Below are 24,246 nucleotides of genomic sequence, written 5' to 3' on the forward strand. Positions count from 1 at the left end.
ATTCCCCTTCTACGCGACGATCATGCGGCCATCGATTTCGATGACGTTGACACGCGAACCATAGAGCTCAGAGAGCACGTCGCTGCGCATGACCTCGTTGACGGTGCCCATGATGTGGCCATGTGGCGCAATGTAGAGCACGCGGTCGACGACGCCGAGCACCGGGTTGATGCCGTGGGTGACGAAGACGATGGACAGGTCGCGCTCGCGGCGCCAGAAATCGAGCTTGTCCACGGTGGCCTGCTGGCGCGCCGGGTCAAGCGAGAGCAGCGGCTCGTCCGCGAGCAGAAGCTGCGGGTCGGCAGCGAGGGCCTGAGCCTGGCGGATGAGCTGTTGCTGGCCGCCGGAGAGCAGGCCTACGCGGCGGTCCGCGATGCCGGTCGCGCCGACCTCGGTGAGGAGCTCGTCCACTCGAGCGCGCGCGGCGCGGCGGTTCTTCACCACGCCATGGGCGAGGGAGAGGGAGACGAGGTCGCGGGCGCGCATCGGCAGCTCAGGCGGGAACATGCGCTGCTGAGGGATATAGCCCACGCGGCAATTGACGTCTACGCGGCCGTCGGTGAGCTGGCGCGTGCGCAAGATGGTGCCGAGCAGCGTGGACTTGCCCACGCCGTTGGGGCCGAGCACCGCGATGAACTCGCCGGGCTCGATGTCGAAGGACATGTTCGACCACAGCGGATCGACCGCGGCGTCGCAGAAGGAGACGAGCGACTTACTTGGCATTGGACTCCAGCGCGGAGACAACGGACTCGTAGTAATCGAAGAAGTTCTCGCCGTCCACCGGGGTCTCGCCGATTTCGACGACCGGGATGCCGGCGGCCTCCGCAGCATCGTGGATGCGCGTGGTCATATCCGTCTCGGTCTGCGGGTTGTAGATGAGGACGTCGATGTCGCCGTTTTTGATGACGCCGAGGAAGCGCGCGAGGTCAGCTGCGGCCGGCTCGCCCTCGTCGAGGGTGGCGGCGCGGTACTTCTCCGGCGTGTTGTCAGTCCAGGAGTCCGACGGCGCGAGGAGGTAGTCCGCAATCGGCTCGGTCTGCGCGTACTTCTTGGCGGGCAGCGCGGCGATGCGGTCGGCAAAGCCCTTCGTCTTCTCCTCGAGGCCGTCGGCCGAGGCGCCCGCCTCTGGGTCCTTGGCGTTGATGGCGTCCGCGATCTCCTCGGCGACGACGTTGATGGCCTCGACGTCGTACCAGATGTGCTCGTTACCGTCGATGATCGTGACCTTAAGGCCCTCGTCATTCATGTGCTCGTCGAGCGTTCCGTGCTCAATGAGCGGCAGGGCGGTGACGACCTTGTCCTGCTCCTTGACCGTCTCGTAGAGCCATGCGTCGTAGCCGCCGCCACCGACGACGACCATGTCTGCCTCGTTGGCCTGCGCGATATTGGCTGCAGTGGGCTCGAAGTGGTGCGGATCCACGCTCGGGTCCGTAATCACAGAGGAGACCTCGACGTCCGCGTCCGTGGATTCGGCGACGACGTTGGCGACGTCAGCCCAGATCGGCGTGGAGGCGACAATCTTAATGGTCTCGTCGCCAGAGGCCGACGAGTCAGAGGAGCCAGAGGAGCAGGCGGTGGCCGTGAGAGCCAGTGCCGCGACGGACACAAGAGTCAGGGAACGCGAGTACAGCATGCGCTCCAGTTTTCCGTTGTTGCAACTCAATGTCAATTGATAACCAATTGAAAATCAGGGGAGGTCGACGCGGGTGGGTGGGGTAGGGTAGCACTTATGGTAAAACGCACCCCACAACGCAAAACGCTGGCGTCGCTCGCCGCCGAGTTGGGGGTATCTCCCACCACCGTCTCGAACGCCTATAATCGCCCGGATCAGCTCTCCGCAGCTACGCGTCAGCGCATCCTCGCCGCGGCGGCCGCGCGGGGCTACCCGGGGCCCGATCCCACGGCGCGCAGCCTGCGCACCCGCCACGCTGGTTCCGTGGGTGTCCTGCTCACCGAGCATCTCTCCTACGCCTTCGAGGACCAGGCCTCCGTCGACTTCCTGGCGGGCATGGCCGAGGCTTCTGCCGGCGCGGATACGACGCTGACCCTCATCCCCGCCGGCCCCGGCACCAGCTCGCCTGCCGATGGCCCCTCGCTCGTCGCTCGCGCCGCCGTCGACGGCTTCGTCGTCTACTCCGTCGCCGCAGACGACCCGTACCTCGAGGCCGTGCGCGGCCGCGGCCTGCCCGTGGTGGTCTGCGACCAGCCCACAGACGCCGGGCTGCCCTTCGTGGGCATTGATGACGTTGCGGCCATTCAGCCAGCGGCGCGTGCGCTCGTGGAGGCTGGCCACACGCAGATCGGCATCCTCGCTATCCGTCTCTTCCGCGAACCGGTGGACGGTTTCGTTTCGCCGGAGCGCCTGGCCGAGGCTGACATGCACGTGCAGCGCTCGCGCGTGACGGGCGCGCTGCAGGTCTTCCACGAGGCTGGCATTACGGACGTTCCGGTGCTGACGCGCCACCTCAACAATGCGCAGACTACGCACGCGGCAGCTACTGAGCTTCTCGATGCCCACCCCGAGCTCACCGCCGTCCTGTGCACCACGGACTCCATGGCGCTAGGGGTACTCACAGTGGCGCGTGAGCGCGGCATCGACGTCCCAGGCGAGCTCTCTGTCACCGGCTTCGACGGCATTCAGACCGCCCGCCTGCGCGGCCTGTCGACCGTCGTGCAGCCGAATAAGGCGAAAGGCGCGGCCGCGGGCCACATGCTCTCCTCGCTTATCGCGCGCGGCGAGGCCGAAGCGCCCGAGGAGAGCCCGCGCCGCCTGCTGCCCACGACCTTCGAGCGCGGCACGACCATCGCCCCGCCGCGCTAACTACCGAAAATTGTGAAAACCTGCGCGGCGGGCGAGGATTTTTGGTTGTGCGCACAGTGCGGCACTTTTGGCATTTAGCGGCCGAGGAACTCCGCGCGAGCGGCGGCGAGGTCCGTGAGGAAGTCCGCCACGGCGTCGACGCCGGGCACGCGGTGGACGGCGGTGGTCTCGCCCTCGCCTACCTTGATGCCCAGGTCCGGGCCAGCGGGCAACTGGGTGAGCGCGGCGAAGCCGGTCTCGTCCGTGACGTCGTCGCCGAGGAAGACGACGGCCGTGGCGCCCAGGCGCTCGCGCAGGGCCTGAATCCACGAGCCCTTCGTCGCCGAGGAGGCGGAGAATTCCACGACCATCTTGCCTTCGACGCCGGGAAGGTCGAGGGCAAGCGCGGCATCGAGCGCGGCGCGTGCGGCTGCGGGATCCTGGAGATGCAGCTTGAGCACATGGAGCACGCGCTGGAAGGGTTTGTACTCGATCTCGGCGCCTGGGAACTGAGCGAGGATGGGGTGAAGCTGAGCTTCGACGTCGTCGAGGAAGGCCTGCTGTTCGGGCGTGACGGGGGTCGCGCCCGCGGGGCCTGCGGTCTCCGCGCCGTGGGAGCCACCGAAGATGACGGGATCGTGGAGCGGACATACGCGGGCGAGCCCCTCGAGGTGGCGACCGCTGAGCACCGCGGCCCACGTGTCGGGGAGCTGGGCGAGGCGCTCGAGCGCTGCGAGCGAGCGGGGATCGGCCTGGACCGCGTAGGGGTCCGTGGCAAAACCGGCGAGCGTGCCGTCGAAGTCGGAGACGACCGCGAGCCGCGGGGTACGTGCGAGTTCGTTGATGAAAGCAGGCTGGTCGGTCATAAATGCTCCTTTTAAGCGTTTCTAGGCAGCGAGGGACACGAAGCGGATGGCAGGCGAGTCCACGCGGCCGTCGTGCAGGGTGAAGACCATCTGGTTGTTCTCGTCGACGCGGAGGGTGAACTCGTGATTCTGAGCGAGCAGGCGCGTGAGCTGGTTGTGTGCCCACAGGGATTCGCCGGTGCAGTCGGCGCGCGTGTCGTCGAATTGCACGGAGTCGATGCGCACGCCGTCCGCGTCCTCGACGTTGGATTCTTCCTCGCCGTTGAGGTACGTGGCGTCCGCGCGGAACTGGGCGCAGCCCGTCGTACCCACGAGACCCTGCGTGCCGAGCGTGAGGCTGGGCGCGGGGTGGAGAGTCTCAGGGATAGAACTGGGGGCATCGGCAGCCGTGTAGATGCCGACGACCTGCCAGGACTTATTCAAGCGGACCTGGTCGCCGGGCGCGGCGTTGTCCTCCGGCGTGCCGCAGGCCGCGAGCGTGAGAGCGAGGAGAGGAGCGAGGATTTTCTTCATTTTTTCTCCAAGCAGTCGAGGAAGGAATTCGCCCACAGGTCGACGTCGTGCTCCATGACCTGGGCGTGCATGGCATGCATGCGCTCAGCGAGGACCTCCGGCTGATTGTGCAGGCCGACCACTGCGTCGCGCAGGGCCTTCTTAATGGACTCAATGTCGAAAGGATTGCACAGGTAGGCCTGGGTAAGTTCGACGGCGGCGCCGGCGAACTCGGAGAGCACGAGCGCGCCCGAGTCGTCCCCGTGGCAGGCGATGTATTCCTTGGCCACGAGGTTCATGCCGTCCTTGAACGGCGTAACGAGCATGACGTCTGCCATGCGGTAGTAGCGGCGAAGCTCGTCCTTGGGCACGCTCGTGTGGCGGTAGTGGACGACGGGTGCGCCGATTTGTGCGAAGCGTCCGTTGATGCGGCCCACGGCCTCCTCGACCTGGGAGCGGGTCTTGCGGTAGCTCGTAATGCGCTCACGCGAGGGTGTGGCGATCTGCACGAGGCAGACATCTTCCGGGTTGAGCGCGCCGGTGTCGAGGAGTTCCTCGAAGGCCTTGAGACGCTGGAGGATGCCCTTGGTGTAATCGAGACGGTCGACGCCCAGGATGACGGTGCGCTCGTGGCCGAGGTCCGCGTGGAGGCGTTCCGCGCCGCCCAAGTCAGCGGCGGACCATTCGTTCATGGCGGCGGCGTCAATGGAAATGGGGAAGGCGCCCACGCCCACGCGGCGGCCGTTGTTCAGTTCCAGGTGCGCGGTGACCTCGCGCGTGGAGACCTCGCCGGAGACCTCGATGCCAAAGCGGCGGGCCAGCGCCAGGAAGTTGCGGGCGTTGGCCTCGAGGTGGAAGCCCACGAGGTCCGCGCCGAGGAGCCCACGGACGAGCTCCATGCGCCAGGGCAGCTGCGCGAAGAGATCCGGCGCAGGGAAAGGAATGTGGAGGAAGAAGCCGATGGTGAGGTCCGGGCGCAGCTGGCGCAGGATGCCTGGCAGCAGCTGGAGCTGATAGTCCTGAATCCACACGGTCGCGCCCTCGGCGGCGACGGCAGCGACCTCGTCGGCGAAACGGAGGTTGACCTCGCGGTAGACGTGCCACCAGTCGCGGTCATAGACCGGGGTGACGATGAGGTCGTGGTAGAGCGGCCACAACGTGGCATTGGAAAAGCCCTCGTAGAAGCCCTCAAAATCCGCTTGGGAGAGCTTGACGGGGTGGAGTAGCACGCCGCGCTCGGTGCGGAAGGGCTCGGGCGCGTCCCCCACGACGCCCGGCCAGCCGACCCAGCAGCCATTGTGCTTTTCGAGCACGGGGGTGAGCGCAGCGACCAAACCGCCCGGCGACGGGGTCCAGGTCCGGGTTCCGTCGGGGGCGGTGTGGAGGTCGACTGGCAGCCGGTTGGCTACGACGACGAAGTTGTTGTCGCTCATACCTGCGCTTTAAGACTTCTTCGCGGTCTTTTTGGCGGCCTTTTTCGAGGTCTTCTTAGCAGCCTTGGCGGTTTTCTTGGTCGACTTCTTCGTCGCCTTCTTGGTGGCCTTCTTCGTTGCTTTCTTGCGCGTGGCCTTCTTCGGCTGCGCTTCTTCGTGCTCCGCGAGGACCTTGCGGTGGATGAGTCCCTTGGGCTCCACACCGAGCATGGACATCAGGGTGACGCCGTCGAGGAAGTCTTCCGCGTACGTCGCGACAATGCGGCGCGCGGCGCGGGCGGTCTCTTCCTCGAGGACGTGCGAGTTATCCGCACTGGGTTGAACGTCGGTGACCTTGGGTGGCACGAATGTCCTCCTGCTTGACGGGATTGTTCTTAGACCTTGCAATTCTACGCTATTGCGCGACAGGCCGCTCAATCGCCGTGAGGAATCCGGGGCGGGAAATCTGGGTCGTCCGGCGAGGAGGAGCCGTCCGCCAACGGGCTGGAGATGGCCTCCCACGTTTCCGTGGCTGGGTCGAGAGCCTCGAGGAGGTCGAGCACCTCGTGGCTGTTGAGCTGTTTGAGCTGCTCGCGTACCGTCTTGTCCTGCTCCATACGGACCTGTGCCACGCTCGGGCTTTCCGATGCCCCCGTGGTCTCGGCCGGAGCTGGCTGCGGCGCCTGCACGGGCGGCGGCACGGGGCGCTCGACGCGCGGGGCACGTGGGGAAAGCGGCACGCGCGGAATACGCGGGGTGCGGTGGCGCAGCGCGCGGGCTTGGTGCGCGGAGAAGCGCCCCAGGCGCTTGAAGGCTTCGTACGGACGGAAGTACTGCGGGCGGCGCAGGCGGCGTGCGCCGCGCTCGCCGAGCACGACACCCGCGGCCAGCGAGCCCGCTATGGCGATCGCCGTGGCGAGGTTGGTGAAACCGGTGATGACCTGCTCGTTGATCGTGGCGTACATGCCGCGGTAGAGCATGAGACCCGGCAGCATCGGCGTGTAGCCGATGATCATCGTAATGAGCGGCGGGATGTAGTAGCGGCGAGCAAGTAGACCGCCGGCGAGTCCCACCGCGATGGCGGAGATGCCGCAGGCCACGACGGTGCCCACGCCGAAGGGGATGACCACGAAGTAGTAGAAGACCATGCCGGCGCCGGCGGTTAGTCCGGAGACGATAACTTCTTTCCACGCGGCATACAGCGAGTACGCGAATGCGGCAGAGCCGATGGCGCCCATAGTGATAAGCAGTGGGATTTGGTGATAGACCGGCGCTGCCATCGTTTCCAGAGGCGGCAGCGGGAAGCCCAGGGCATCGGCAGTTTGAATCCCTAAGCCGACGCCGCCGATGATCGCGCCGGTCGCCAGCACTGCCTCGAAAAAGCGCGCGGTGGAGGTGACGGGCGCACGGGTGATGCCGTCGACAAGGGACTGCACCAACGTCAGCCCCGCCACGAGGATGATGATCCCCGAACCAATGACCTGTGACGGAACGAGGTGGATGCCGAGCGTCGCCGCCAGGTTATAGGACAACGCGGCAGGGAATACGGCGATGAATCCGCCGGCGATGTTTTGATAAAACGTCGGAACCCGATAACGCGCGAGGAGAGCATTGACTCCCATGATGAGGATGGTGATGATAAACGTCAGCGCCGCGGCCAGCAGCCCGCCGCCGAGGACGACCGAGAAGGCCGCGCCCATGACGCCCCAGCCGACGAGGACGGAGCGGATACCGCGCGGCGGCGGCATCTGATCGATTTCGTTGAGGATGCGCTCGGCCAGCGCGGGCGGCGTGGCGCCGGAGTGGATGGAGCGGATGAGCTTATCCACGGCCGAGAGCTTGGAGAAGTTCACGTCAATGCCCGGTGCCACGCGGAATACCGTGATCGGCCGGCGGTCCGCGCCCGTGCCCACGTTGGTGTGGATGGTGATCGTGTTCATGACGACATCGACGTGGCAGTAGTGCAGGCCATAGGACGCCGCCGCGAGGTAAATCTGGGAGCGCGCGTCCGCGTTCGAGGAACCCGCGCAGATGAGGATTTCGCCGATGCGCGTGGCGATTTCCATCACGCCCGTCACCTGAGCCGGGTCCGTGAGATCGACCGGCGCCAGCGGCGACGGCGGGGGTGCGGCCTGGGCCGCGTCAATCGTGGCGATGCGCGTGCGGGCGTCGCCGAAGAAACCGCCGCCCAGCTTGCCAGCCCAGCCGCGGAACTGATCTATTACATGTGTCACTGTGTCTACGTGTGCCTTGCGTTGAAATGGGGGTCGCGTCCGTGAGCCGGCGCGACCACCGCGTGTGTCGAGAGTCGAATAACTGCGTATGCGTATCTAGCCTGCAACTCTATCCGTAGTGCCCACCGCCGCGCACCCCTGCACCTGCACCCCTGTGTCTGTACCCCTGTGCCGCGCCATGCTCGCGCCGCTTAGGTTCCAGCGGGCGCCATATTGTACGATTTAGCCCTAGTGCGCTTCGCGCGCACAGGCTGGAGTGGCGCAATTGGTAGCGCAACGCACTTGTAATGCGTAGGTTGCGAGTTCAAGTCTCGTCTCCAGCCCCACAGAAGCCCTCTACCTGCACTGATGGGTAGGGGGCTTCAACTTTGGCTTAAGGGACAAATGTCCCTTAAGCCCCAACTTTGTCGCCCGTGGAGCCCGTCTTTGCTGTATTTTCGGGCGCGTTGCGCGCAGTTCTGGCGCGGAAAGAGCTCTAGCGCCCGAAAGTGACGTCGCGACGTGTTCGGGGCGGGCCTTTAGGTGTCCGCGTCGAGGATCCGCAGCACGTGCTCGAGGATCTTCTTTCGATTGCCCGCGGACAGGTGCGTTTCTGAGACGTGGTCGTGAACCCACAAGCCCATGCTAAGCACGGCGACGATGAGCTCCTGTAGTTCGGCCTCGTCGCTCACGTCGCGCGAGGGATCGGGCATCCACTCATCGTCGACCTCTTTCCAGATGGCCTGGAATTCCGGGTGGGACTGCGCATGGATGGACATGAGTAGCTCGACGAGCGGATCGTTCTTCGACAAGGAGAGCACAAGCGCGCGCTGACGCTGCGTGCGCGTGAGCTCTTCGGCGCGCCCGCCGCCGAGCTTTTCTAGTTCGGCCTCCCAGCGCTGCGCACAGAAGCGGTGCATCTCCACGAGCAGGTCGTGGCGAGTGGGGAAGTGGTAGATGAGTCCGGACTTCGTCATCCCGGTCGCCTGCGACAAGGAGTCGTAGGTCACGGCGTTGACGCCAGCGTCCTGGACGATGTCGAGGGCGGCGACGAGCGCCTCGTTCTTTTTACTCGTGCGTGCCACCGTTGCCTCCTGATGTGGGATTATCGCGGAAAGCCCAGCCGGTGTATGCCGCGAAAGCGGCGGCGATGACGCCCAGAATGATGAGTACTGAGACGTAGGCCTGCGCATAGGCCGGCGCCGCGACGGAGGCATGCTCCGCCGAATCCATGATGGCAAGGCCCAGGCTGCGCAGCTCCTCCGGCAAGTAGGCACTGAGGAACATGGGCAGTAGCGAACCGGTGAGCGCGACCGCGATAAGCGTGCCGAACTCGTAGGAGACCTCCTCCACGCCCGCTGCCATGCCCGAGCGGTTAAGCGGGGCGGCGCCGATGATCGCGGTCGAGGACACGGACATCGCCGAGCCCGCGCCCAGACCTACGAGCATCATGCCGGCATACAGCGCCGGCTGCAGACCCGTATGCGTCGCCCATGCGGCAAGCAACACGCCTGCGGTAATGGAGAGGAAGCCGCCGGAGATGAGCGGCAGGAAGCCGACCTTGTGGAGCACCGCGCCACCGATGGCGGACATGGGGATGGCGCACACCGCTGCGATGGCGACCACGAGTCCCGCGTGGAGCGGGGTCCATTCATCGGCGAGCTGCAGTTTTTGCGTCGTGGTGAGCTCCGCGCCCGCGAGAACGAACATGGCGCCGGCTGCGGCAGCAACGCCGCCAGCAAAGATGCGCGAACGGAAGATATCGAAGGTGAGGAGCGGGTCGACCAGCTTGTTTTGGCGGCGGACAAAGACCCAGCCGCCGCATATCGCGACGAGCAGCGCGACGCCCGCGAGCGTCCAGGAGCCGCGCGCAAGTTCCTTGATGGTCATGGTGAATCCGCCCAGCGCGAACAGCGCATAGAGCGAGGAGATAAAGTCCCAGCGCTTGTCCGGGTGCGGGACGTTGGGCGGCGCGATGAGCAGCGTGAGGCCGAGCGCGATGACGCAGATGGGCACGTTAATGAGGAAGACCGAGCCCCAGTAGAAGTGCTCCAGCAGGAAGCCGCCCAGGACAGGACCGGCGGCCGCACCGACGACGGCGACGGAGCCCCAAATGCCAATGGCGGTGTTGCGCTCCCTCTCGTCGGCGAAGGTGAGTCGGATAAGTGCGAGGGTCGCGGGCATCATGACGGCCGCGGCGAAGCCGAGGAACGCACGTGCAGCCACGAGCGCCCACGCGGACGGTGAGAACGCAGCCGCGAGCGAGGCAAGTCCGAAAATCGCGAGGCCCGTGACGAACATGCGTCGGTGGCCCACGCGGTCGCCTAGCGTGCCCGTGCCCAGCAGTAGGCCGGCGAGGACGAGCGGGTAGGCGTTGATGATCCACAGCGACTGAAGCGCGGAGGCATGAAGCACGTGGGTGAGCCGCGGCAGTGCCGTATAGAGGATCGAGTTGTCGAGACCAATCATGAGCAGGCCGAGTGATACCACGGCAAGAAATGTCCAGCGCTGCGCGGGCGTGGAGTCCTCTGCATAGCGCAGGGCGGTGCGGCGATCGTGGCGGCGTGCGGCGCGTTCAGTGCGGGCTACACGGCGCCGTTCGGTAAGCGTCGGGGGCGTCGAGAGTTCTTCGGTCATGACGCATTACTTTAGTGAACGTTCGTTACAGTAATCAACCTGAGCGGTTGCATTGTCTCGTGGATCACGCTGCCCGTTCGGTTGTGAGAAGCGAGCTGATAGTGGCTTTTCCAATCACAGACGGGGACAATCGGGCGTAGGCAAATTTAGGTCTTAAATACGAAGAAAACGAGGATTATTCTTATGGCACGCAATTACGCCGAACAACTCGTCGCCGTGCTCGAAGCCCAGGGCGTCGAGCGCATTTATGGTCTGGTGGGTGACTCGCTCAACCCCATCGTCGACGCGGTTCGTCGCTCACCCATCGAGTGGGTCCACGTCCGCAACGAGGAAGCCGCTGCTTTCGCTGCTGAGGCTGACTCCCTGACCACCGGCAAGCTGGCTGTCTGCGCCGCCTCCTGCGGTCCGGGCAACACGCACCTGGTGCAGGGTCTCTACGACGCACATCGCAACGGTGCCAAGGTGCTCGCCATTGCGTCGCATATCCCGTCGCGCCAGATTGGCTCGAAGTTCTTCCAGGAAACCCACCCGGAGATGCTCTTCAACGAGTGCTCCGGCTACTGCGAGATGGTCAACTCCGCTGAGCAGGGCGGCGTCGTCCTGCACCACGCCATCCAGTCCACGATGGCGGGCAAGGGCGTGTCCGTCCTCGTCCTGCCGGGCGACGTCTCCATGCAGGAGGCTACCGATGACGCCTTCACTCAGTCGAAGATTTCCTCCGGCACCCCGGTGGTCTTCCCGGACCCGGCCGAGGCCGCCGCGCTGACCCAGGCCATCAACGAGGCCAAGACCGTCGCGCTCTTCGTTGGCGCTGGCGTGAAGAACGCCCGCGAGCAGGTCCTCGCCCTCGCCGAAAAGATCAAGGCTCCGATTGGCCACGCCCTCGGCGGCAAGATGTACATCCAGTACGACAACCCGTTTGATGTCGGCATGTCCGGCCTGCTCGGCTACGGCGCCGCGCACGAGGCCACCCACGAGGCTGACCTGCTCATCCTCCTGGGTACTGACTTCCCGTACAACGACTTCCTGCCGCAAGGTAACGTCGCGCAGGTCGATATCGACGGCTCCCACATCGGCCGCCGCACCAAGATCAAGTACCCGGTCACCGGCGACGTCGCAGCGACCATCGAAAACATCCTGCCGCACGTCGAGGAGAAGCAGGATCGCCGCTTCCTCGACCGGATGCTCAAGTCGCACTACAACAAGCTCAACAACGTGGTTGAGGCCTACACCAAGAATGCCGAGAAGATGAAGCCCATCCACCCGGAATTCGTGGCCAACATCATTGACGAAGAGGCCGCGGACGACGCCATCTTCACCGTCGATACCGGCATGTGCAACGTCTGGGGCGCGCGCTACATCACCCCGAACGGTCAGCGTGAGCAGATCGGTTCCTTCCGCCACGGCACCATGGCGAACGCTCTTCCGATGGCCATCGGCGCCCAGGCCGCGAACCCGGGCCGCCAGGTCATCACCTTCTCCGGTGACGGCGGCCTGTCCATGCTCATGGGTGAGCTGCTCACCGTCAAGCTCCACAATCTGCCCGTGAAGATGTTCGTATTCAACAACTCCTCGCTGGGCATGGTCAAGCTTGAGATGCTCGTCCAGGGCCTGCCGGAGCATGAGACGGATCACGACGCCGTCAACTACGCGCAGATCGCCGAGGCCGCTGGCATCAAGCACATCCGCATTGAGGACCCGAAGAAGGCCCGCAAGCAGATTCAGGAAGCCATGGCCTTCAACGGCCCAGTTCTCGTCGATATGGTGACCGACCCGAACGCGCTGTCCATCCCGCCGACGCTGACCTTCGCGCAGCTCGCCGGCTTCTCCAAGGCCGCAACCCGTACCGTCTTCGGCGGCGGCGTGGGCCAGATGATTAACCTGGCGCAGTCCAACCTGCGCAACATCCCGCGCCCTTAAAACCTCGAGCTTGCTCGAGCCCCGCGCCCGCGTGCCGCTCAGGCCGCGGGCGTCGCGCCGTTTTTCGTCGGGTCCTTGACGGGGATAAGAAGCAGCGCGCCCACGGCTAGCACCAGCCCGATGGCGAGAACGCCGCCGCGGTCGCCGTCGCCGAACCAGGAGACGAAGAGACCAAAGAGTAGAGGAGCAAGCCAGCTCACGGCGCGGCCGGTCGTGGCGTAGAGACCGAACATCTGGCCCTCGCGGCCCGGCGGCGCGACGCGGGCGAGGAAGCCGCGGGCCGAGGCCTGCGCCGGACCCACGCACAGGCACAGTATGAGGCCGCAGATCCAGAAGGCGAGCGGGCCCGAGGCGAAGAACATCACGAGTGCCATGGAGGTGAGGATTCCCAAGCACGTGAGGATGATGGCCTTTGGCCCCACGTGGTCATCGAGGAGGCCGCCCAGCACAGCGCCGAGTGCCGCGGCGACGTTGGCGGCGACGCCGAAGATGAGCACGTCGCCGGCGCTCAAGCCATAGACCGAGACACCGAGCACGGCACCGAAGCTGAACACGGCGGAGAGCCCGTCGCGGAAGACCGCGGAAGCGAAGAGGAAGTAGAAGGCGTTGCGGTCCTCGTGCCATAGCTCGCGCAGCGTCGCGAAAAGCGCACGGTAGGACGCGATGATGCCGCCAGTGTCCTCACCGGAGGCGGGAATCTCCGGCACGCGCAGGAGAACGGGGATGGCGCTTACGCCAAACCATAGCGCGGCGAGGAGCGCGACGAGCCGCATGTTCCAGCCACCATCAGTGGGAAGATTGAGCGCGCCTGCCGTCTCCGGGGTGCTGCCAGTGGCGACGAACCCGAAGTAGCAGATGAGCAGGAGCACGATGCCGCCGGTGTACCCCGCGGACCAGCCCAGGCCGGAGACGCGTCCCACGCGCTCCGGGGCGGCGACCTGTTTCAGCTGCGCGAAGTAGTTGACTTCTGCGAACTGCATGGTCACCGAACCCACCGCGAGTCCCGCGAGTCCCAGCCAGAAATAGACGGGGGCGTCGTTGCGTACGAAGAAGAGCAACGCCATAACGGCGAAGGTGGCCGCGGACCAGAACGCGAGCGCCCGGCGGCGGGAGCCGCGCCGGTCCGAGCGCTGGCCCATGATGGGAGTGACGGCGAAGATAACGAGTCCCGCCGCCGTCATGGACCAGGACAGCCATTGGGCTGGGGTGTGCGAAGAATCGATCTGCTTGCCCACGGAATCGGTGAGGTAGACCGAGAAAATGAAGGTGACGAGCACGGCGTTAAACGCGGCGGAACCCCAGTCCCACAGAGCCCACGCAGCGACGGTGAGGCGGTCGGTGCGGCGAGCCGCGGAAGGCACGGGCAAAGAAGCAGCAGGCGCAGTCATAAACCGTAAGCCTAAGGTGCACGGGACAGGCGCGCAGCGCAATGGAACATAAACTACCCCGCGCGGGGGCGCGGAATCCCCGCGGAGTCTCACAGTCGGCTTTCAGGTTTTCGGCAGTACCCTTGAAAACGCGAGTGGCAGACTAATCAGTCGAGCTTAAATTACGAAAGGCACCCTTCCATCATGGACGATAAGCATAATGACAACGTGACCATCCTCGTGGTCGATGACGAACCGAATATCGTCGAACTGCTCACAGTGTCCCTCAAATTCCAGGGCTTCAACGTGCACACCGCGAACTCGGGCACGGAGGCGCTGCGCATCGCGCGCGAGATCAACCCGGACGCGTACATCCTTGATGTCATGATGCCCGGCATGGACGGCTTTGAGCTACTCGGCAAGCTTCGCCAAGAAGGCCTTGACGGCCCGGTGCTTTACCTCACGGCGAAGGACAGCGTCGATCAGCGTATCCACGGCCTCACCATCGGTGCGGACGATTATGTGACGAAGCCTTTCTCCCTCGAAGAAGTCATCACGCGTCTGCGCGTCATTCTGCGCCGCGGCGCCGTCGCGGACGACATGACGTCTGACGCCACTATGACCTACGCTGACCTCACCCTCAATGATGACACGCACGAGGTCACCAAGGGTGGCGAGATCGTCGACCTATCGCCCACGGAGTTCAACCTCCTGCGCTACCTCATGCAGAACAAAGAAGTTGTTCTCTCCAAAGCGAAGATCCTCGACAACGTGTGGCACTACGACTTCGGTGGCGACGGCAACGTCGTCGAGTCCTATATCTCGTACCTGCGCCGCAAGATCGACACGGGCGACACCCCGCTCATCCACACCGTTCGCGGCGTGGGCTACGTTCTGCGCATGCCGCGCTCCTAGGTTGAAGCCGACTGCCGCTTCATGAAGATACAGAAATCTCTTTCCTCCTTCGTCCGCACGGTCTCGCTGCGCACGTTGCTCGTCATCATCGTGGTGGGCGTCTCGTTGGCGGGACTTATCGCGAGTTCCGCTGCGGTTTCTGCGCTCATGCGCGAAGCGATCTACTCGCAGGTCGACAAGGATCTCATCACCGCCGCGCGGGGTTGGGCACGCAACGAAGATCTGTTGGGCGAAAGCGATGACCGCCGTCCGCCGAGCGAATACACCGTCATCTCGTATGGCGCGGACGGTACTGCCAAGTACTTCAATCCGGATCTTGAGGCCATCCCGCGCGTGGAAGATCTCGTGGTGGACGGCACGCCGCAGACGGTGGACACGGTCCGGACAGACAATTCCGGTGCGGTCCGCCGTTCCAGCGAGCAGTGGCGCGCCGTCGCCACGCGCAATGACGGCTCTATTATCGTCGTGGCGAAGAAGATTGCACGTGAAAACGCGCAGATCCAGCAGCTGTCCTTCATGCAGATCGGCATCAGCCTCATCGTCAGCATCATCATTTACTTGATAAGTTTCATCTGCGTGAAGGCGGCGCTCCGTCCGCTGCGCGAGGTGGAACGCACCGCTCGACAGATTGCCGCAGGCGACTTGGACAAGCGTGTCCCGGTCCTGGGAGAAAATACCGAGGTCGGCGAGCTCTCCAAATCGCTCAATATCATGCTGGGCCGGCTCCAAGAATCCATCGAGACCGCGCGCGACAAGGAAAACCAGATGCGCCGTTTCGTGGGAGATGCCTCCCACGAGTTGCGCACGCCGCTTACCAGTTTGCGTGGCTACACGGAGCTCTACCGCTCCGGCGCCACGGATGATGTAGACCTCGTGCTGGGCAAGATCGACGCCGAGTCCAAGCGCATGTCCTTGCTCGTCGAGGATCTCCTTGCACTCACCCGCGCGGAGGGCAATCGCCTCGAGATGCATACCGTCGATCTTCTCGAGCTCTGCATGTCCGTGGGGTCGACTGCGCGCGCCGCGTTTGCCGGACGCACCATCGATGTGCGCCCCAAGACCTCCGGCATCCCGCTCGTTAACGGCGACCCGGACCGTCTCCACCAGGTGCTGCTCAACCTCGTGTCCAACGGCATGCGCCACGCGGGCGATGACGCGACGGTGACCATCCAGCTGCGCGATGGAGAAGGCTTTATCTATATCGACGTCATCGATGACGGCAAGGGCATGGAGGACGAAGTCGCCGCGCATATCTTTGAGCGTTTCTACCGCGCGGACTCGTCGCGTACTCGCGACACGGGCGGCTCCGGCCTGGGCCTGGCCATTGCTAAATCCCTCGTGGAGCAGCATGGCGGCACCTTGTCAGTGACCTCGGAGCTGGGCGTCGGCTCGACCTTTACGGTCGCGCTGCCGGCCGTGCCCCAGCCTGCCGATGCCCCCTCCGACCCCACGGCCGAGCCCGCCACCTTCACCGGTACCGCGGTTCCCGTCTCTGAGAAGAAGGCGAAGAAGAAGCTGCGCACCAAGCCGTGGTCACGCAGCAAGTCCAAGGAGAAGTCGCGCGGCGACTTTGCTACGGAGTCGGGCAACGCCGAGTCCGCACCGGACACGCCGGACGCTCCCCAAGGCCCACGTTAGGACCCGATCCCTAACACTGGCCCCCAAACCTGGCTTTCACACTGTGTCTTGAGTACCGCGAAAAGGCCCCTTCAACAGAGTATTTTTAGGTCACAGTGTTACTTCTTAGAAAACCCCAGGTTTTGCGCAAGTCGGGTATGACTACTGTGATGACAACTCCTGCCTGGGCTGTCGCGAAGTGTGCATGAAAATAGCCACAACTCCCGAATAAGGCTCCAGATTTCGAAAAATCCGGGCCTTATTCGGACGTTGTGGCTAACTCGCGGCGGCACGGCGCGGTGAGAAGCGGGTGGGCAACAGCTCCGCAGCGATGGAGACGGTCTTGATCTCGGTCTGTCCACGGACTCGTTTGCGTTAGTCCTTGGTTCAATGTAGTCAGACGGGGGGAGGCAGCTTTCCGGCCATGTTGCGAGTTGGTCGGTGTGCGCGTGGAGGGACATCGCTGCGCACCGTCGTAGTCATCACGTTGGTCAGGTGTGGACAACTGGAGTCAGGTCCCCTGAACCTGACCCATTAGTCAAGTCAGACGAAGCCTGAACGTCGACACCAAACCTCAAGGCAAAGACGTTGATGCGAACGAGCTTACGCCACATTGATAGGCAAGCCAGGTAAGAAAGCCCAGGTTGGTTGTGAGTCGGGACTTCGACCAGTGTGGTCGGGCCTGACGGTGAGCTGAGCCAAGTCGGGCGCTCCCCAGGAAAGACGTCGTTAGGAGCGGAAGCCGTCCTCGCCGGTGCCGAGGTGCTGGCGAATGCGGGTGGCCGCCTCGTCCATGGCTGCGGCATCGGTGGCATCGGCAGCGTAGGCCTTGGCGAAGTCGTACTCCTCCATCTTGTCGGTGGGGAAGATGTGAATGTGGGTGTGCGGGACGTCGAAGCCCGCGATGATGTAGCCGGCGCGCTTGGCGTCAAACGCGTTCTTTACAGCGTTGCCGACTTCCTTGGCGATGGCATTGAGGTGGGCCCACGTCTCCTCGTCGAGGTCGGTCCACTTATCGACTTCCTGGATGGGAACGACGAGCGTGTGGCCGTAGCGCAGGGGCTCGATGGACAAGAAAGCAACGACGGTGTCGTCACGGTAAACAAAACGGCCGGGCAGTTCGCCTTCGATGATCTTGGTAAATACAGAAGCCATGGGGAATACCCTACCCGCCCGGTAGGATAGGCGGCATGCGAATTCTTGTGATCGGTTCGGGCGGCCGCGAACACGCCCTCCTCAAGGGACTGGCAAACGACCCTTCTGCCCCAGAGCTCCACGTCGCTCCGGGTTCACCGGCCTTCGCCCAACTCGCCACCGTCCACCCCGAGTACTCGCAGGTTGATGATCCGCAGCGCATGCTCGAGTTGGCGCAGTCCATCGCTGCTGAGCTCGTCGTTGTCGGCCCTGAGGTCCCGCTCGTCGCGGGTGTCGCCGACGTTCTCCGCGAGGCGGGAATTCTCGTCTTCGGACCCAACCAGGACGCCGCTCAGATTGAAGGCTCCAAGAAGTTCGCCAAGGACGTTATGGAGGCCGCAGGCGTTGCGACTGCACGCGCGGAGCAGCTCACCCCGGGTACCGCGGACGCCGACATCGAGGCCGCGCTCGACCGCTTTGGCCCGCAGTTCGTGGTCAAGGATGACGGACTGGCCGGCGGCAAGGGCGTCGTCGTGACCGAGGACCGCGCCGCGGCTCGCGCGCACGTTGACGCCGTGCTGGGTGCCGGCAACCCGGTTCTCCTCGAGTCCTTCCTCGACGGCCCGGAGGTCTCCCTCTTCTGTCTCGTCGACGGTGAGACCGTCGTCCCGCTGCTGCCGGCACAGGATCACAAGCGTGCGTTCGACAATGACGAAGGCCCCAACACCGGTGGCATGGGCGCGTACACCCCGCTGCCGTGGCTGCCCAAGCGCGGCGTCGAGCGCATCGTCAACGAGGTCTGCGTGCCCGTCGCCAAGGAAATGGTCCGCCGCGGTACCCCGTACTCCGGTCTGCTCTACGCCGGCCTGGCCTGGGGTAAGGAAGGCCCGTCCGTCGTCGAGTTCAATTGCCGCTTCGGCGACCCGGAGACCCAGGCCGTCCTGAGTCTCCTCGAGTCCCCGCTGGCCGAGGCCCTCCACGCCGTCGCCGCCGGCGAGTTGGCCCAACTCCCGCCGCTGGAATGGAAGGACGGCTACGCCGTCACCGTCGTCCTCGCCGCTGAGGGATATCCGGCCTCCCCGGTCAAGGGCGCGGAAATCTCCAGTCCGGATCTGGACAACCCGGAGAAGATCCTCCACGCGGGCACCACCGTCGAGGAGGACGGCGCCGTCCGTGCGAACGGCGGCCGCGTGCTCAACGTCCTGGGGCACGGCTCCACCCTCCACGAGGCCCGTGGCAACGCCTACGTTGTCCTCGATGAGGTCGCGATGGACGGCGGCTTCTATCGTTACGACATCGGTCTGCCCGCAGCGCAGGAGCGCATTCGCGTCTAAGGGGGGTACGGGCGTGACCGGGCACTAGCCCGGTCACTGAGGCGGACGCTGTGTCTGAGCGCTGGGCCCAGACGCCGTGGCGCGGCCTAGCGCGAGAGTCGGGGGCATCGGCACGCTAGGCGTGCGATAATAAACGGCGTGGCTGAGAAAAAGAACATTTCCAACGTACTGTCCGCACGCTATGCGTCACCCGAGATGACCGAGATCTGGTCGCCAGAGCACAAGATCGTCCTCGAGCGTCAGCTGTGGATCGCCGTCATGAAGGCCCAGAAGGACCTCGGCGTCGACATCCCGGCAGAGGCTATCGCGGCCTACGAGGCCGTCATCGAGGACGTCAACCTTGCGTCCATCGCTGACCGCGAGCGCGTCACGCGCCACGACGTCAAGGCACGCATCGAAGAGTTCAACGCCCTGGCTGGCTACGAACACATTCACAAGGGCATGACCTCCCGTGACCTCACGGAGAACGTCGAGCAGCTGCAGATCCTGCGCTCCCTCGAGCTCATCCGCGACAAGGCTATCGCCGTCGTCTCCCGCATTGGCGAGCGCGCCGCACAGTACCAGACCCTCGTCATGGCAGGCCGGTCCCACAACGTGGCGGCGCAGGCCACGACGCTGGGCAAGCGCTTCGCGTCCGCCGCGGACGAGATGCTGCTGGGCATCGAACGCGTGGAAAGCCTGCTGGGCCGCTACCCGCTGCGCGGCATCAAGGGCCCGATGGGCACCTCTCAGGACATGCTCGACCTCATGGGCGGTTCCGAGGATAAGCTCGCGTCGCTGGAGACGCTCATTGCCGACCACCTGGGCTTTAGCCGAATCTTCAACTCCGTGGGTCAGGTCTACCCGCGCTCCCTCGACTTTGACGCGGTCTCTGCGCTCGTCGAGCTCGGCGCCGGCCCCTCCTCGCTGGCCACGACCATTCGCCTCATGGCCGGCAACGAGACCGTCACCGAGGGCTTCAAGGAAGGCCAGGTCGGTTCCTCCGCGATGCCGCACAAGATGAACGCTCGCTCCTGCGAGCGTGTCTGCGGTTTCCAGGTCATCCTCCGCGGCTACCTCACCATGGTCGCTGACCTCTCCGGTCAGCAGTGGAACGAGGGCGACGTGTTCTGCTCCGTCATCCGCCGCGTGGCGCTGCCGGATGCCTTCTTCGCCATCGATGGCCAGTTCGAGACCTTCCTCACCGTGCTCTCCGAATTCGGCGCGTTCCCAGCAATGATCAACCGCGAGCTCGAGCGCTACCTGCCATTCCTCGCCACGACCCGCATCCTCATGGCCGCCGTCCGCGCCGGCGTGGGTCGCGAGACCGCGCACGAGGTAATCAAAGAAAATGCCGTCGCCGTCGCGCTCAACATGCGTGAAAACGGTGCTGAGCAGGACCTCGTTGCCCGCCTCGCTGCGGACGAGCGCCTGCCGCTGTCTGCAGAAGATCTCGAGGCCGCCCTCGCTGACAAGCACGCCTTCATCGGCGCGGCCGAGTCCCAGGTCAACCAGGTACTTACCCGCATCAAGGCCCTTGCGGATCAGCACCCGGGGGCAGCGAACTACACCCCGGGCGAGATTTACTAGCCCTCAGGCAGAGGCCCTGCATACACGAACCCCGGTTCAGCGCGTTGGTGGCGTGAACCGGGGTTCGTTGCGGTGGGGAGCTTGAGGCACCTACTTTAGGCGCCGAGCGGGAACGGAAGGTTGAAGTTCGGCAGCTTGAAGCCGCCGGGGGTGTTGACCACGTAGGCCGCGCCGACCGTGAGGACGGCGATGGCGATGAGGATGCCGATGGCCGTGCCCTGCGAGGAGCCGCCGCTGCTGCCGTCGTTACCGGTGCCGTTGGTGATGGGCACCTCTATCTCCGGAACCGGCTGGTAACCCGGCGTTGCGCCCTTCGCTTTGAGCTCCGAGATGCACTTTTCCCAGGCGTCCTTGACGGCGTCGTTGCCTGCGGTGGATTCGAAGGAATCGATGGTGGCCTGCAGTCCGACCTCGGATTCGTGCTTGGCGAGGATAGTGCGGAACTGCGAGCTGAATGCCGTCGACGCGGAGAGCAGCTCCGCGCGCGCACCCGTGGGCACGGAGTCGCGCATGGCCATCGCGCGGTTGATGGAGGCCTCGGGGAAGTTATCGCCCAGCAGCTTGTCCGCCGCCTCGTCGCTGATGATGGCGTCCACGTTATTGGCGGCAACGAGAATGACGAGAACGTCCTGCGCGTTATAGCCCTTTGCCTGGAACTTCTTCAGCAGCTCCGGGTAACCTGCTGCGGCCTTGACGTCGCGCGTCGTAAACGCAGCGAAGGTGTCCTTGTCCTCAGGGAACTGAGCCTGGACCTCTTCCGAGGCGGCGGTGAGGACCTTCTTGTAAGCCTCAATGACGGCATCGGCAGCCTGCGTGTCCTCCGGGGCGTGCTCGAGAGTGCACAACGGGGTCCCATGCTGGGACGTTCGGGTGTTAACGATAGGGGCGGCGGTTGCCTGAGGGACGGCGACGGCGCTGAGCGCGAGGGTGGTGGAGACGAGAGCAGCGGTAAGGCGGCTACGCACGATAAGAACTCCTAAGTGAGAGGGAGGAGACAACAAAAGTCAGAACAATGCTACAGAGTCTAGGCTGCGATATGCTTTCTGTCATGCGCCCTCAGCTTTCTGATTACAAGCATCTGTCCTCCGGCAAGGTTCGCGACATCTACGAAGTCGATGATAAAACGCTGCTCATGGTTGTTTCGGACCGTATCTCGGCCTACGATCATGCGCTCACCCCCGCGATTCCGGATAAGGGCCGCGTGCTCACCGCGACCTCGCAATTCTTCTTCGACGCCATCGATTTCCCCAACCACCTGGCGGGCCCCGTCGATGACGAGCGTATCCCGGAAGAGGTGCTCGGCCGCGCCATCGTGGTGAAGAAGCTGGACATGCTGCCCTTTGAGTGCGTCGCCCGCGGCTACCTCACTGGCTCTGGCCTCAAGGAGTACATCGCAGAAGGCACTGTGTGTGGTATCGAGCTGCCCTCGGGTCTCACGGAGGCTTCGCGCCTGCCAGCTCCCATCTTCACCCCGGCCACCAAGGCCGAGTTCGGTGAGCACGATGAGAACGTGAGCTTCGACCGCGTCGTCGCAGACCTGGGCCAGGAGCGGGCCGAGGAGCTGCGCACCGCAACCCTGCGCATCTACTCTGAGGCCGCCGCCATCGCGGAGGCCAAGGGCATTATCCTCGCGGACACGAAGTTCGAGTTCGGGCTCGACGAGGACGGCACGCTGGTTCTCGCGGACGAGGTCCTCACCCCGGACTCTTCCCGCTACTGGCCGGCCGACACGTACGAGGAAGGCAAGGTTCAGCCGTCCTTCGACAAGCAGTACGTGCGCAACTGGCTGACCTCGGACGCTTCCGGCTGGGACGTCGCGGCCGACACCGAGCCGCCGGCGCTGCCAGACGACGTCGTCGCGGCTACTCGTGACCGCTACATCGAGGCCTACGAGCGCCTGTCCGGTAAGTCCTTCGACGAGTGGATTGGCTAGAACCCGCAAAACCACTCGCTACGCGTCCCGTCGAGAGAGCAGCAACGCTTTCTCGGCGGGACGCGTGTGTGAGCAGGGGTGCCTGAAAAGTGAGACAGGCATGAAATACCGCTATGGGCAGCGAGCTCGGATATATTGAGGAGCGTGTGTGCGCTTTACGGTGCTCACATTGAATGCTCGCTCTCGAAAGGACTCTCATGCTCGACCTTACTCACGCGAGCGTTGCCGTAGGCTGCGCGCTCGCGGTGACGCTGGGCGCCGCCGTTGTACCGGCAGGCGCGCAGGAGACCCAGGGCACAACGCGTGTCACGGTGGACGAGGCTAAAGGCACCGTGCCGGCAGACTCCGCCCCGGTGGCGGAGCAGTCACTCAAGGTTGCCTATGCGGATGCCACCATCCACTCGGGCCAGAACCCCGGCTACTCGCTCATGGTCGTTAACCGGCACGGCACGCGCGTGGAACTCAATTCCGGTCGCATCGTTGCCAAGGTCTCGGGCCTTCCTGAGGGCGCGGCTGACACGTACACCGCGTCGGTGATTCAGGGCTTCGCAATCTTTGACAAGATTCTCCTGCCCGAAGAAGTCGGCGCCAGCTACACGGTGACCTTTACGGCGTATACCGCTGCAGGCGAAGTCATCGATACCGCGCAGGCTACGACTAAGGTCATTGATCCACTCGCCCCGCAGCCCAAGCGCACGGGAATCGCGCAGTTCTCCTCCGGCTCCAGCTGGATCGTGGACGGCAAGGCGCAAGGCCCCGTGGTCGATAACACGCAGTACTACCTTGATTACGCGAAGAACCTGCGCCGCACCCTGGGGCTTGCGGACAAGTAGTCGCCCCATCCCATCTTCTCCCCCCACAGAAAGCTCTACAACCACATGAATTTCTCTCCTCGCCGCGCACTCGTTGCCGCTGCCGTGTCCGTGTCCCTCGCCGTTACCGCCACTCCGGCTGCCACGGCCCAGTCCTCGCTGCCGTCCCTGCCGTCTGGCCTCGTGTCCGTCAACGGCACCGGCATTGAGAATGGCGCCTTCACCGGTGCTATTCAAAAGGACGGCATCAAGATTCCGGTCACCGGCACGATCGAGAACGGCGCTATCACGGGCCTCAAGGTCGATCCGAACGGCGTCGTGGGCATCGCCGAAGGTGCATTCACGGGTGCCATTCAGAAGGACGGCGTCAATATCCCGATCACGGGCACCATTGAGAAGGACGGCATCACGGGCGTGAAGGTTCAGCCTGGTGGTCTTGTAGGTGTCCAGGAGGGTGCTTTCACCGGTGCTATTGAGAAGGACGGCGTCAAGATTCCGATCACGGGCACCATTGAGAACGGTGCCATCAAGGGGGCCGAGATCAACGTGGACCCGAACGGCATCATCGGCATCCAGGAGGGCGCTTTCAAGGGCGTCATCGAAAAGGACGGCGTCAACGTTCCGATCACCGGCACCATTCAGGACGGTGCGTTTAAGGGCGTGAGCATCGAGCCGGGCGGCGTGACCGGCACCCTTGAGGGTGGCGTGCTGGGTATCGCACCGGGTGCTATCCAGATCAACCCGCAGATCGACGTCGTTGTCGCTGATATCTTCGGCTCCTCGAAGTTCGCGGAGACCGAAGCCGTGAATGTCACCATTCCGCTCATCGGCGTTGCAGCCATCCTCGCGGCCATCGGCTTCGCCATCAACCAGATGGGCCTGCCGCCGGCCATCCTCCGTTCGCTTAACCTCAACCATTAAAACACAGAACTCAGCACCCGCGCCGAGAAATCGGCGCGGGTGCTGTGTCGTCGTGTGCGGGGGTTAGTCGAGCTCAGTGATCTCGCGGGCTGCGCGCTGCAGGATCTCCAGGATGGCGTGCTCGTGCTCGGGGGAGGCGCTTCGTCGGTGAGAAGGGCTTGGCGCACCTGGCCGAGGGCCTGCATGATGGCTGGGTTGCCCAGTTCGCGACGCTCCTGGGGCACACCGTGTGGGCCGCGGAAGCCACGCGCCCCGCGACCGCCGCGCGGACCGTGGGGCCGGGGCCGGGACGGCCAGGGGCGAA

At 64.5% G+C, this 24,246-nt stretch carries 21 protein-coding genes and 1 tRNA gene; 10 read left to right on the plus strand and 12 right to left on the minus strand.

The genetic code is table 11. The features are described 5' to 3' along the window. Window positions 1-9: 9 nt before the first annotated feature. Complete coding sequence (locus HMPREF0307_RS06865; RefSeq protein WP_066490127.1) at window positions 10-723, minus strand: metal ABC transporter ATP-binding protein; 714 nt, start codon at window positions 721-723, stop codon at window positions 10-12. Beyond that, complete coding sequence (locus tag HMPREF0307_RS06870; RefSeq protein WP_066490134.1) at window positions 713-1,633, minus strand: metal ABC transporter solute-binding protein, Zn/Mn family; 921 nt, start codon at window positions 1,631-1,633, stop codon at window positions 713-715. Before HMPREF0307_RS06870 ends, HMPREF0307_RS06865 begins: the two co-directional genes overlap by 11 nt. Before the next feature lie 96 nt (window positions 1,634-1,729). Between HMPREF0307_RS06870 and HMPREF0307_RS06875 the strand changes: the two genes are divergently transcribed. Beyond that, the gene (locus HMPREF0307_RS06875) at window positions 1,730-2,821 is read left to right on the plus strand and encodes a LacI family DNA-binding transcriptional regulator (protein ID WP_066490138.1); all 1,092 of its coding nucleotides are present in this window, start codon (window positions 1,730-1,732) and stop codon (window positions 2,819-2,821) included. Window positions 2,822-2,895: 74 nt separating this feature from the next. Here HMPREF0307_RS06875 and otsB read toward each other — a convergent pair whose 3' ends face one another. The 5 genes from otsB to HMPREF0307_RS06900 all read right to left on the minus strand — a co-directional run bounded on the left by otsB (window position 2,896) and on the right by HMPREF0307_RS06900 (window position 7,762). Continuing rightward, window positions 2,896-3,666 (minus strand): trehalose-phosphatase, encoded by a 771-nt coding sequence (otsB, locus tag HMPREF0307_RS06880; RefSeq protein WP_066490143.1) that lies wholly within the window; start codon window positions 3,664-3,666, stop codon window positions 2,896-2,898. 21 nt (window positions 3,667-3,687) lie between these two features. Continuing rightward, on the minus strand, window positions 3,688-4,179 hold the full coding sequence (locus tag HMPREF0307_RS06885) for an META domain-containing protein (protein ID WP_066490145.1): 492 nt from the start codon (window positions 4,177-4,179) through the stop codon (window positions 3,688-3,690). Beyond that, the gene (locus HMPREF0307_RS06890; RefSeq protein WP_066490148.1) at window positions 4,176-5,591 is read right to left on the minus strand and encodes an alpha,alpha-trehalose-phosphate synthase (UDP-forming); all 1,416 of its coding nucleotides are present in this window, start codon (window positions 5,589-5,591) and stop codon (window positions 4,176-4,178) included. Before HMPREF0307_RS06890 ends, HMPREF0307_RS06885 begins: the two co-directional genes overlap by 4 nt. Before the next feature lie 9 nt (window positions 5,592-5,600). Then, on the minus strand, window positions 5,601-5,936 hold the full coding sequence (locus HMPREF0307_RS06895) for a hypothetical protein (protein ID WP_066490152.1): 336 nt from the start codon (window positions 5,934-5,936) through the stop codon (window positions 5,601-5,603). 68 nt (window positions 5,937-6,004) lie between these two features. After that, entirely contained in the window at window positions 6,005-7,762 is a 1,758-nt protein-coding gene (locus tag HMPREF0307_RS06900) for a threonine/serine exporter ThrE (RefSeq protein WP_231725105.1), read from the minus strand. A gap of 292 nt (window positions 7,763-8,054) precedes the next feature. Between HMPREF0307_RS06900 and HMPREF0307_RS06905 the strand changes: the two genes are divergently transcribed. After that, window positions 8,055-8,130 (plus strand) — tRNA-Thr (locus tag HMPREF0307_RS06905). A 192-nt stretch (window positions 8,131-8,322) separates the two neighbouring features. On the opposite strand, the gene HMPREF0307_RS06910 is transcribed toward HMPREF0307_RS06905, so the two are convergent. Together HMPREF0307_RS06910 and HMPREF0307_RS06915 are read right to left on the minus strand one after the other, a co-directional pair. Beyond that, window positions 8,323-8,868 carry a TetR/AcrR family transcriptional regulator gene (locus HMPREF0307_RS06910; protein WP_066490155.1) on the minus strand — a complete coding sequence of 182 codons (546 nt, stop codon included), beginning with the start codon at window positions 8,866-8,868 and terminating at the stop codon, window positions 8,323-8,325. Next, window positions 8,852-10,420 (minus strand): MFS transporter, encoded by a 1,569-nt coding sequence (locus HMPREF0307_RS06915; protein ID WP_255356872.1) that lies wholly within the window; start codon window positions 10,418-10,420, stop codon window positions 8,852-8,854. The genes HMPREF0307_RS06910 and HMPREF0307_RS06915 overlap by 17 nt, the downstream gene beginning before the upstream one ends. Window positions 10,421-10,603: 183 nt before the next feature. Here HMPREF0307_RS06915 and HMPREF0307_RS06920 point away from each other — a divergent pair, with 183 nt between their 5' ends. Continuing rightward, window positions 10,604-12,340, plus strand: a complete 1,737-nt coding sequence (locus HMPREF0307_RS06920) for a pyruvate dehydrogenase (RefSeq protein ID WP_066490158.1) — start codon at window positions 10,604-10,606, stop codon at window positions 12,338-12,340. 38 nt (window positions 12,341-12,378) lie between these two features. Here the strand turns inward: HMPREF0307_RS06920 and HMPREF0307_RS06925 are convergent, their stop codons facing one another. Continuing rightward, entirely contained in the window at window positions 12,379-13,728 is a 1,350-nt protein-coding gene (locus tag HMPREF0307_RS06925) for an MFS transporter (protein WP_066490165.1), read from the minus strand. Window positions 13,729-13,911: 183 nt separating this feature from the next. Between HMPREF0307_RS06925 and HMPREF0307_RS06930 the strand changes: the two genes are divergently transcribed. Beyond that, the gene (locus HMPREF0307_RS06930) at window positions 13,912-14,622 is read left to right on the plus strand and encodes a response regulator transcription factor (protein ID WP_066490173.1); all 711 of its coding nucleotides are present in this window, start codon (window positions 13,912-13,914) and stop codon (window positions 14,620-14,622) included. A gap of 21 nt (window positions 14,623-14,643) precedes the next feature. After that, window positions 14,644-16,260: a sensor histidine kinase gene (locus HMPREF0307_RS06935; RefSeq protein ID WP_070593616.1), complete on the plus strand. Its 1,617-nt coding sequence runs from the start codon at window positions 14,644-14,646 to the stop codon at window positions 16,258-16,260. A gap of 708 nt (window positions 16,261-16,968) precedes the next feature. Here the strand turns inward: HMPREF0307_RS06935 and HMPREF0307_RS06940 are convergent. After that, window positions 16,969-17,394, minus strand: coding sequence for an HIT family protein (locus HMPREF0307_RS06940; RefSeq protein WP_066490177.1), 426 nt, complete (start codon window positions 17,392-17,394; stop codon window positions 16,969-16,971). Window positions 17,395-17,429: 35 nt separating this feature from the next. Between HMPREF0307_RS06940 and purD the strand changes: the two genes are divergently transcribed. Both purD and purB read left to right on the plus strand, forming a co-directional pair. Further along, a complete protein-coding gene (gene purD / locus HMPREF0307_RS06945; RefSeq protein ID WP_066490180.1) occupies window positions 17,430-18,707 on the plus strand; it encodes a phosphoribosylamine--glycine ligase in 1,278 nt (425 codons plus the stop codon). A 129-nt stretch (window positions 18,708-18,836) separates the two neighbouring features. Continuing rightward, window positions 18,837-20,276 (plus strand): adenylosuccinate lyase, encoded by a 1,440-nt coding sequence (gene purB / locus HMPREF0307_RS06950; RefSeq protein ID WP_066490189.1) that lies wholly within the window; start codon window positions 18,837-18,839, stop codon window positions 20,274-20,276. A 95-nt stretch (window positions 20,277-20,371) separates the two neighbouring features. Here the strand turns inward: purB and HMPREF0307_RS06955 are convergent, their stop codons facing one another. Then, window positions 20,372-21,241 carry a hypothetical protein gene (locus tag HMPREF0307_RS06955; protein WP_066490191.1) on the minus strand — a complete coding sequence of 290 codons (870 nt, stop codon included), beginning with the start codon at window positions 21,239-21,241 and terminating at the stop codon, window positions 20,372-20,374. An 83-nt stretch (window positions 21,242-21,324) separates the two neighbouring features. Between HMPREF0307_RS06955 and HMPREF0307_RS06960 the strand changes: the two genes are divergently transcribed. The 3 genes from HMPREF0307_RS06960 (at window position 21,325) to HMPREF0307_RS06970 (ending at window position 23,942) form a co-directional block, all read left to right on the plus strand. After that, window positions 21,325-22,209 carry a phosphoribosylaminoimidazolesuccinocarboxamide synthase gene (locus HMPREF0307_RS06960; protein WP_197418393.1) on the plus strand — a complete coding sequence of 295 codons (885 nt, stop codon included), beginning with the start codon at window positions 21,325-21,327 and terminating at the stop codon, window positions 22,207-22,209. 197 nt (window positions 22,210-22,406) lie between these two features. Then, complete coding sequence (locus HMPREF0307_RS06965) at window positions 22,407-23,042, plus strand: hypothetical protein (protein WP_066490203.1); 636 nt, start codon at window positions 22,407-22,409, stop codon at window positions 23,040-23,042. 45 nt (window positions 23,043-23,087) lie between these two features. Then, on the plus strand, window positions 23,088-23,942 hold the full coding sequence (locus tag HMPREF0307_RS06970; RefSeq protein ID WP_066490205.1) for a hypothetical protein: 855 nt from the start codon (window positions 23,088-23,090) through the stop codon (window positions 23,940-23,942). The last annotated feature ends 304 nt before the right edge of the window (window positions 23,943-24,246 follow it).

Source organism: Corynebacterium sp. DNF00584 (assembly GCF_001552965.1).
In the GTDB taxonomy this organism is placed as follows: Bacteria; Actinomycetota; Actinomycetes; order Mycobacteriales; family Mycobacteriaceae; genus Corynebacterium; species Corynebacterium phoceense.

Coding starts and splice junctions, on each gene's coding strand:
- HMPREF0307_RS06960 (WP_197418393.1), top strand. CDS start 21,325: ATGCGCCCTCAGCTTTCTGATTACAAGCATCTGTCCTCCGGCAAGGTT.
- HMPREF0307_RS06940 (WP_066490177.1), bottom strand. CDS start 17,394: ATGGCTTCTGTATTTACCAAGATCATCGAAGGCGAACTGCCCGGCCGT.
- purD (WP_066490180.1), top strand. CDS start 17,430: ATGCGAATTCTTGTGATCGGTTCGGGCGGCCGCGAACACGCCCTCCTC.
- HMPREF0307_RS06930 (WP_066490173.1), top strand. CDS start 13,912: ATGGACGATAAGCATAATGACAACGTGACCATCCTCGTGGTCGATGAC.
- HMPREF0307_RS06875 (WP_066490138.1), top strand. CDS start 1,730: ATGGTAAAACGCACCCCACAACGCAAAACGCTGGCGTCGCTCGCCGCC.
- HMPREF0307_RS06865 (WP_066490127.1), bottom strand. CDS start 723: ATGCCAAGTAAGTCGCTCGTCTCCTTCTGCGACGCCGCGGTCGATCCG.
- HMPREF0307_RS06970 (WP_066490205.1), top strand. CDS start 23,088: ATGAATTTCTCTCCTCGCCGCGCACTCGTTGCCGCTGCCGTGTCCGTG.
- HMPREF0307_RS06870 (WP_066490134.1), bottom strand. CDS start 1,633: ATGCTGTACTCGCGTTCCCTGACTCTTGTGTCCGTCGCGGCACTGGCT.
- HMPREF0307_RS06925 (WP_066490165.1), bottom strand. CDS start 13,728: ATGACTGCGCCTGCTGCTTCTTTGCCCGTGCCTTCCGCGGCTCGCCGC.
- otsB (WP_066490143.1), bottom strand. CDS start 3,666: ATGACCGACCAGCCTGCTTTCATCAACGAACTCGCACGTACCCCGCGG.
- HMPREF0307_RS06890 (WP_066490148.1), bottom strand. CDS start 5,591: ATGAGCGACAACAACTTCGTCGTCGTAGCCAACCGGCTGCCAGTCGAC.
- HMPREF0307_RS06885 (WP_066490145.1), bottom strand. CDS start 4,179: ATGAAGAAAATCCTCGCTCCTCTCCTCGCTCTCACGCTCGCGGCCTGC.
- HMPREF0307_RS06935 (WP_070593616.1), top strand. CDS start 14,644: ATGAAGATACAGAAATCTCTTTCCTCCTTCGTCCGCACGGTCTCGCTG.
- HMPREF0307_RS06965 (WP_066490203.1), top strand. CDS start 22,407: ATGCTCGACCTTACTCACGCGAGCGTTGCCGTAGGCTGCGCGCTCGCG.
- HMPREF0307_RS06920 (WP_066490158.1), top strand. CDS start 10,604: ATGGCACGCAATTACGCCGAACAACTCGTCGCCGTGCTCGAAGCCCAG.
- HMPREF0307_RS06915 (WP_255356872.1), bottom strand. CDS start 10,420: ATGACCGAAGAACTCTCGACGCCCCCGACGCTTACCGAACGGCGCCGT.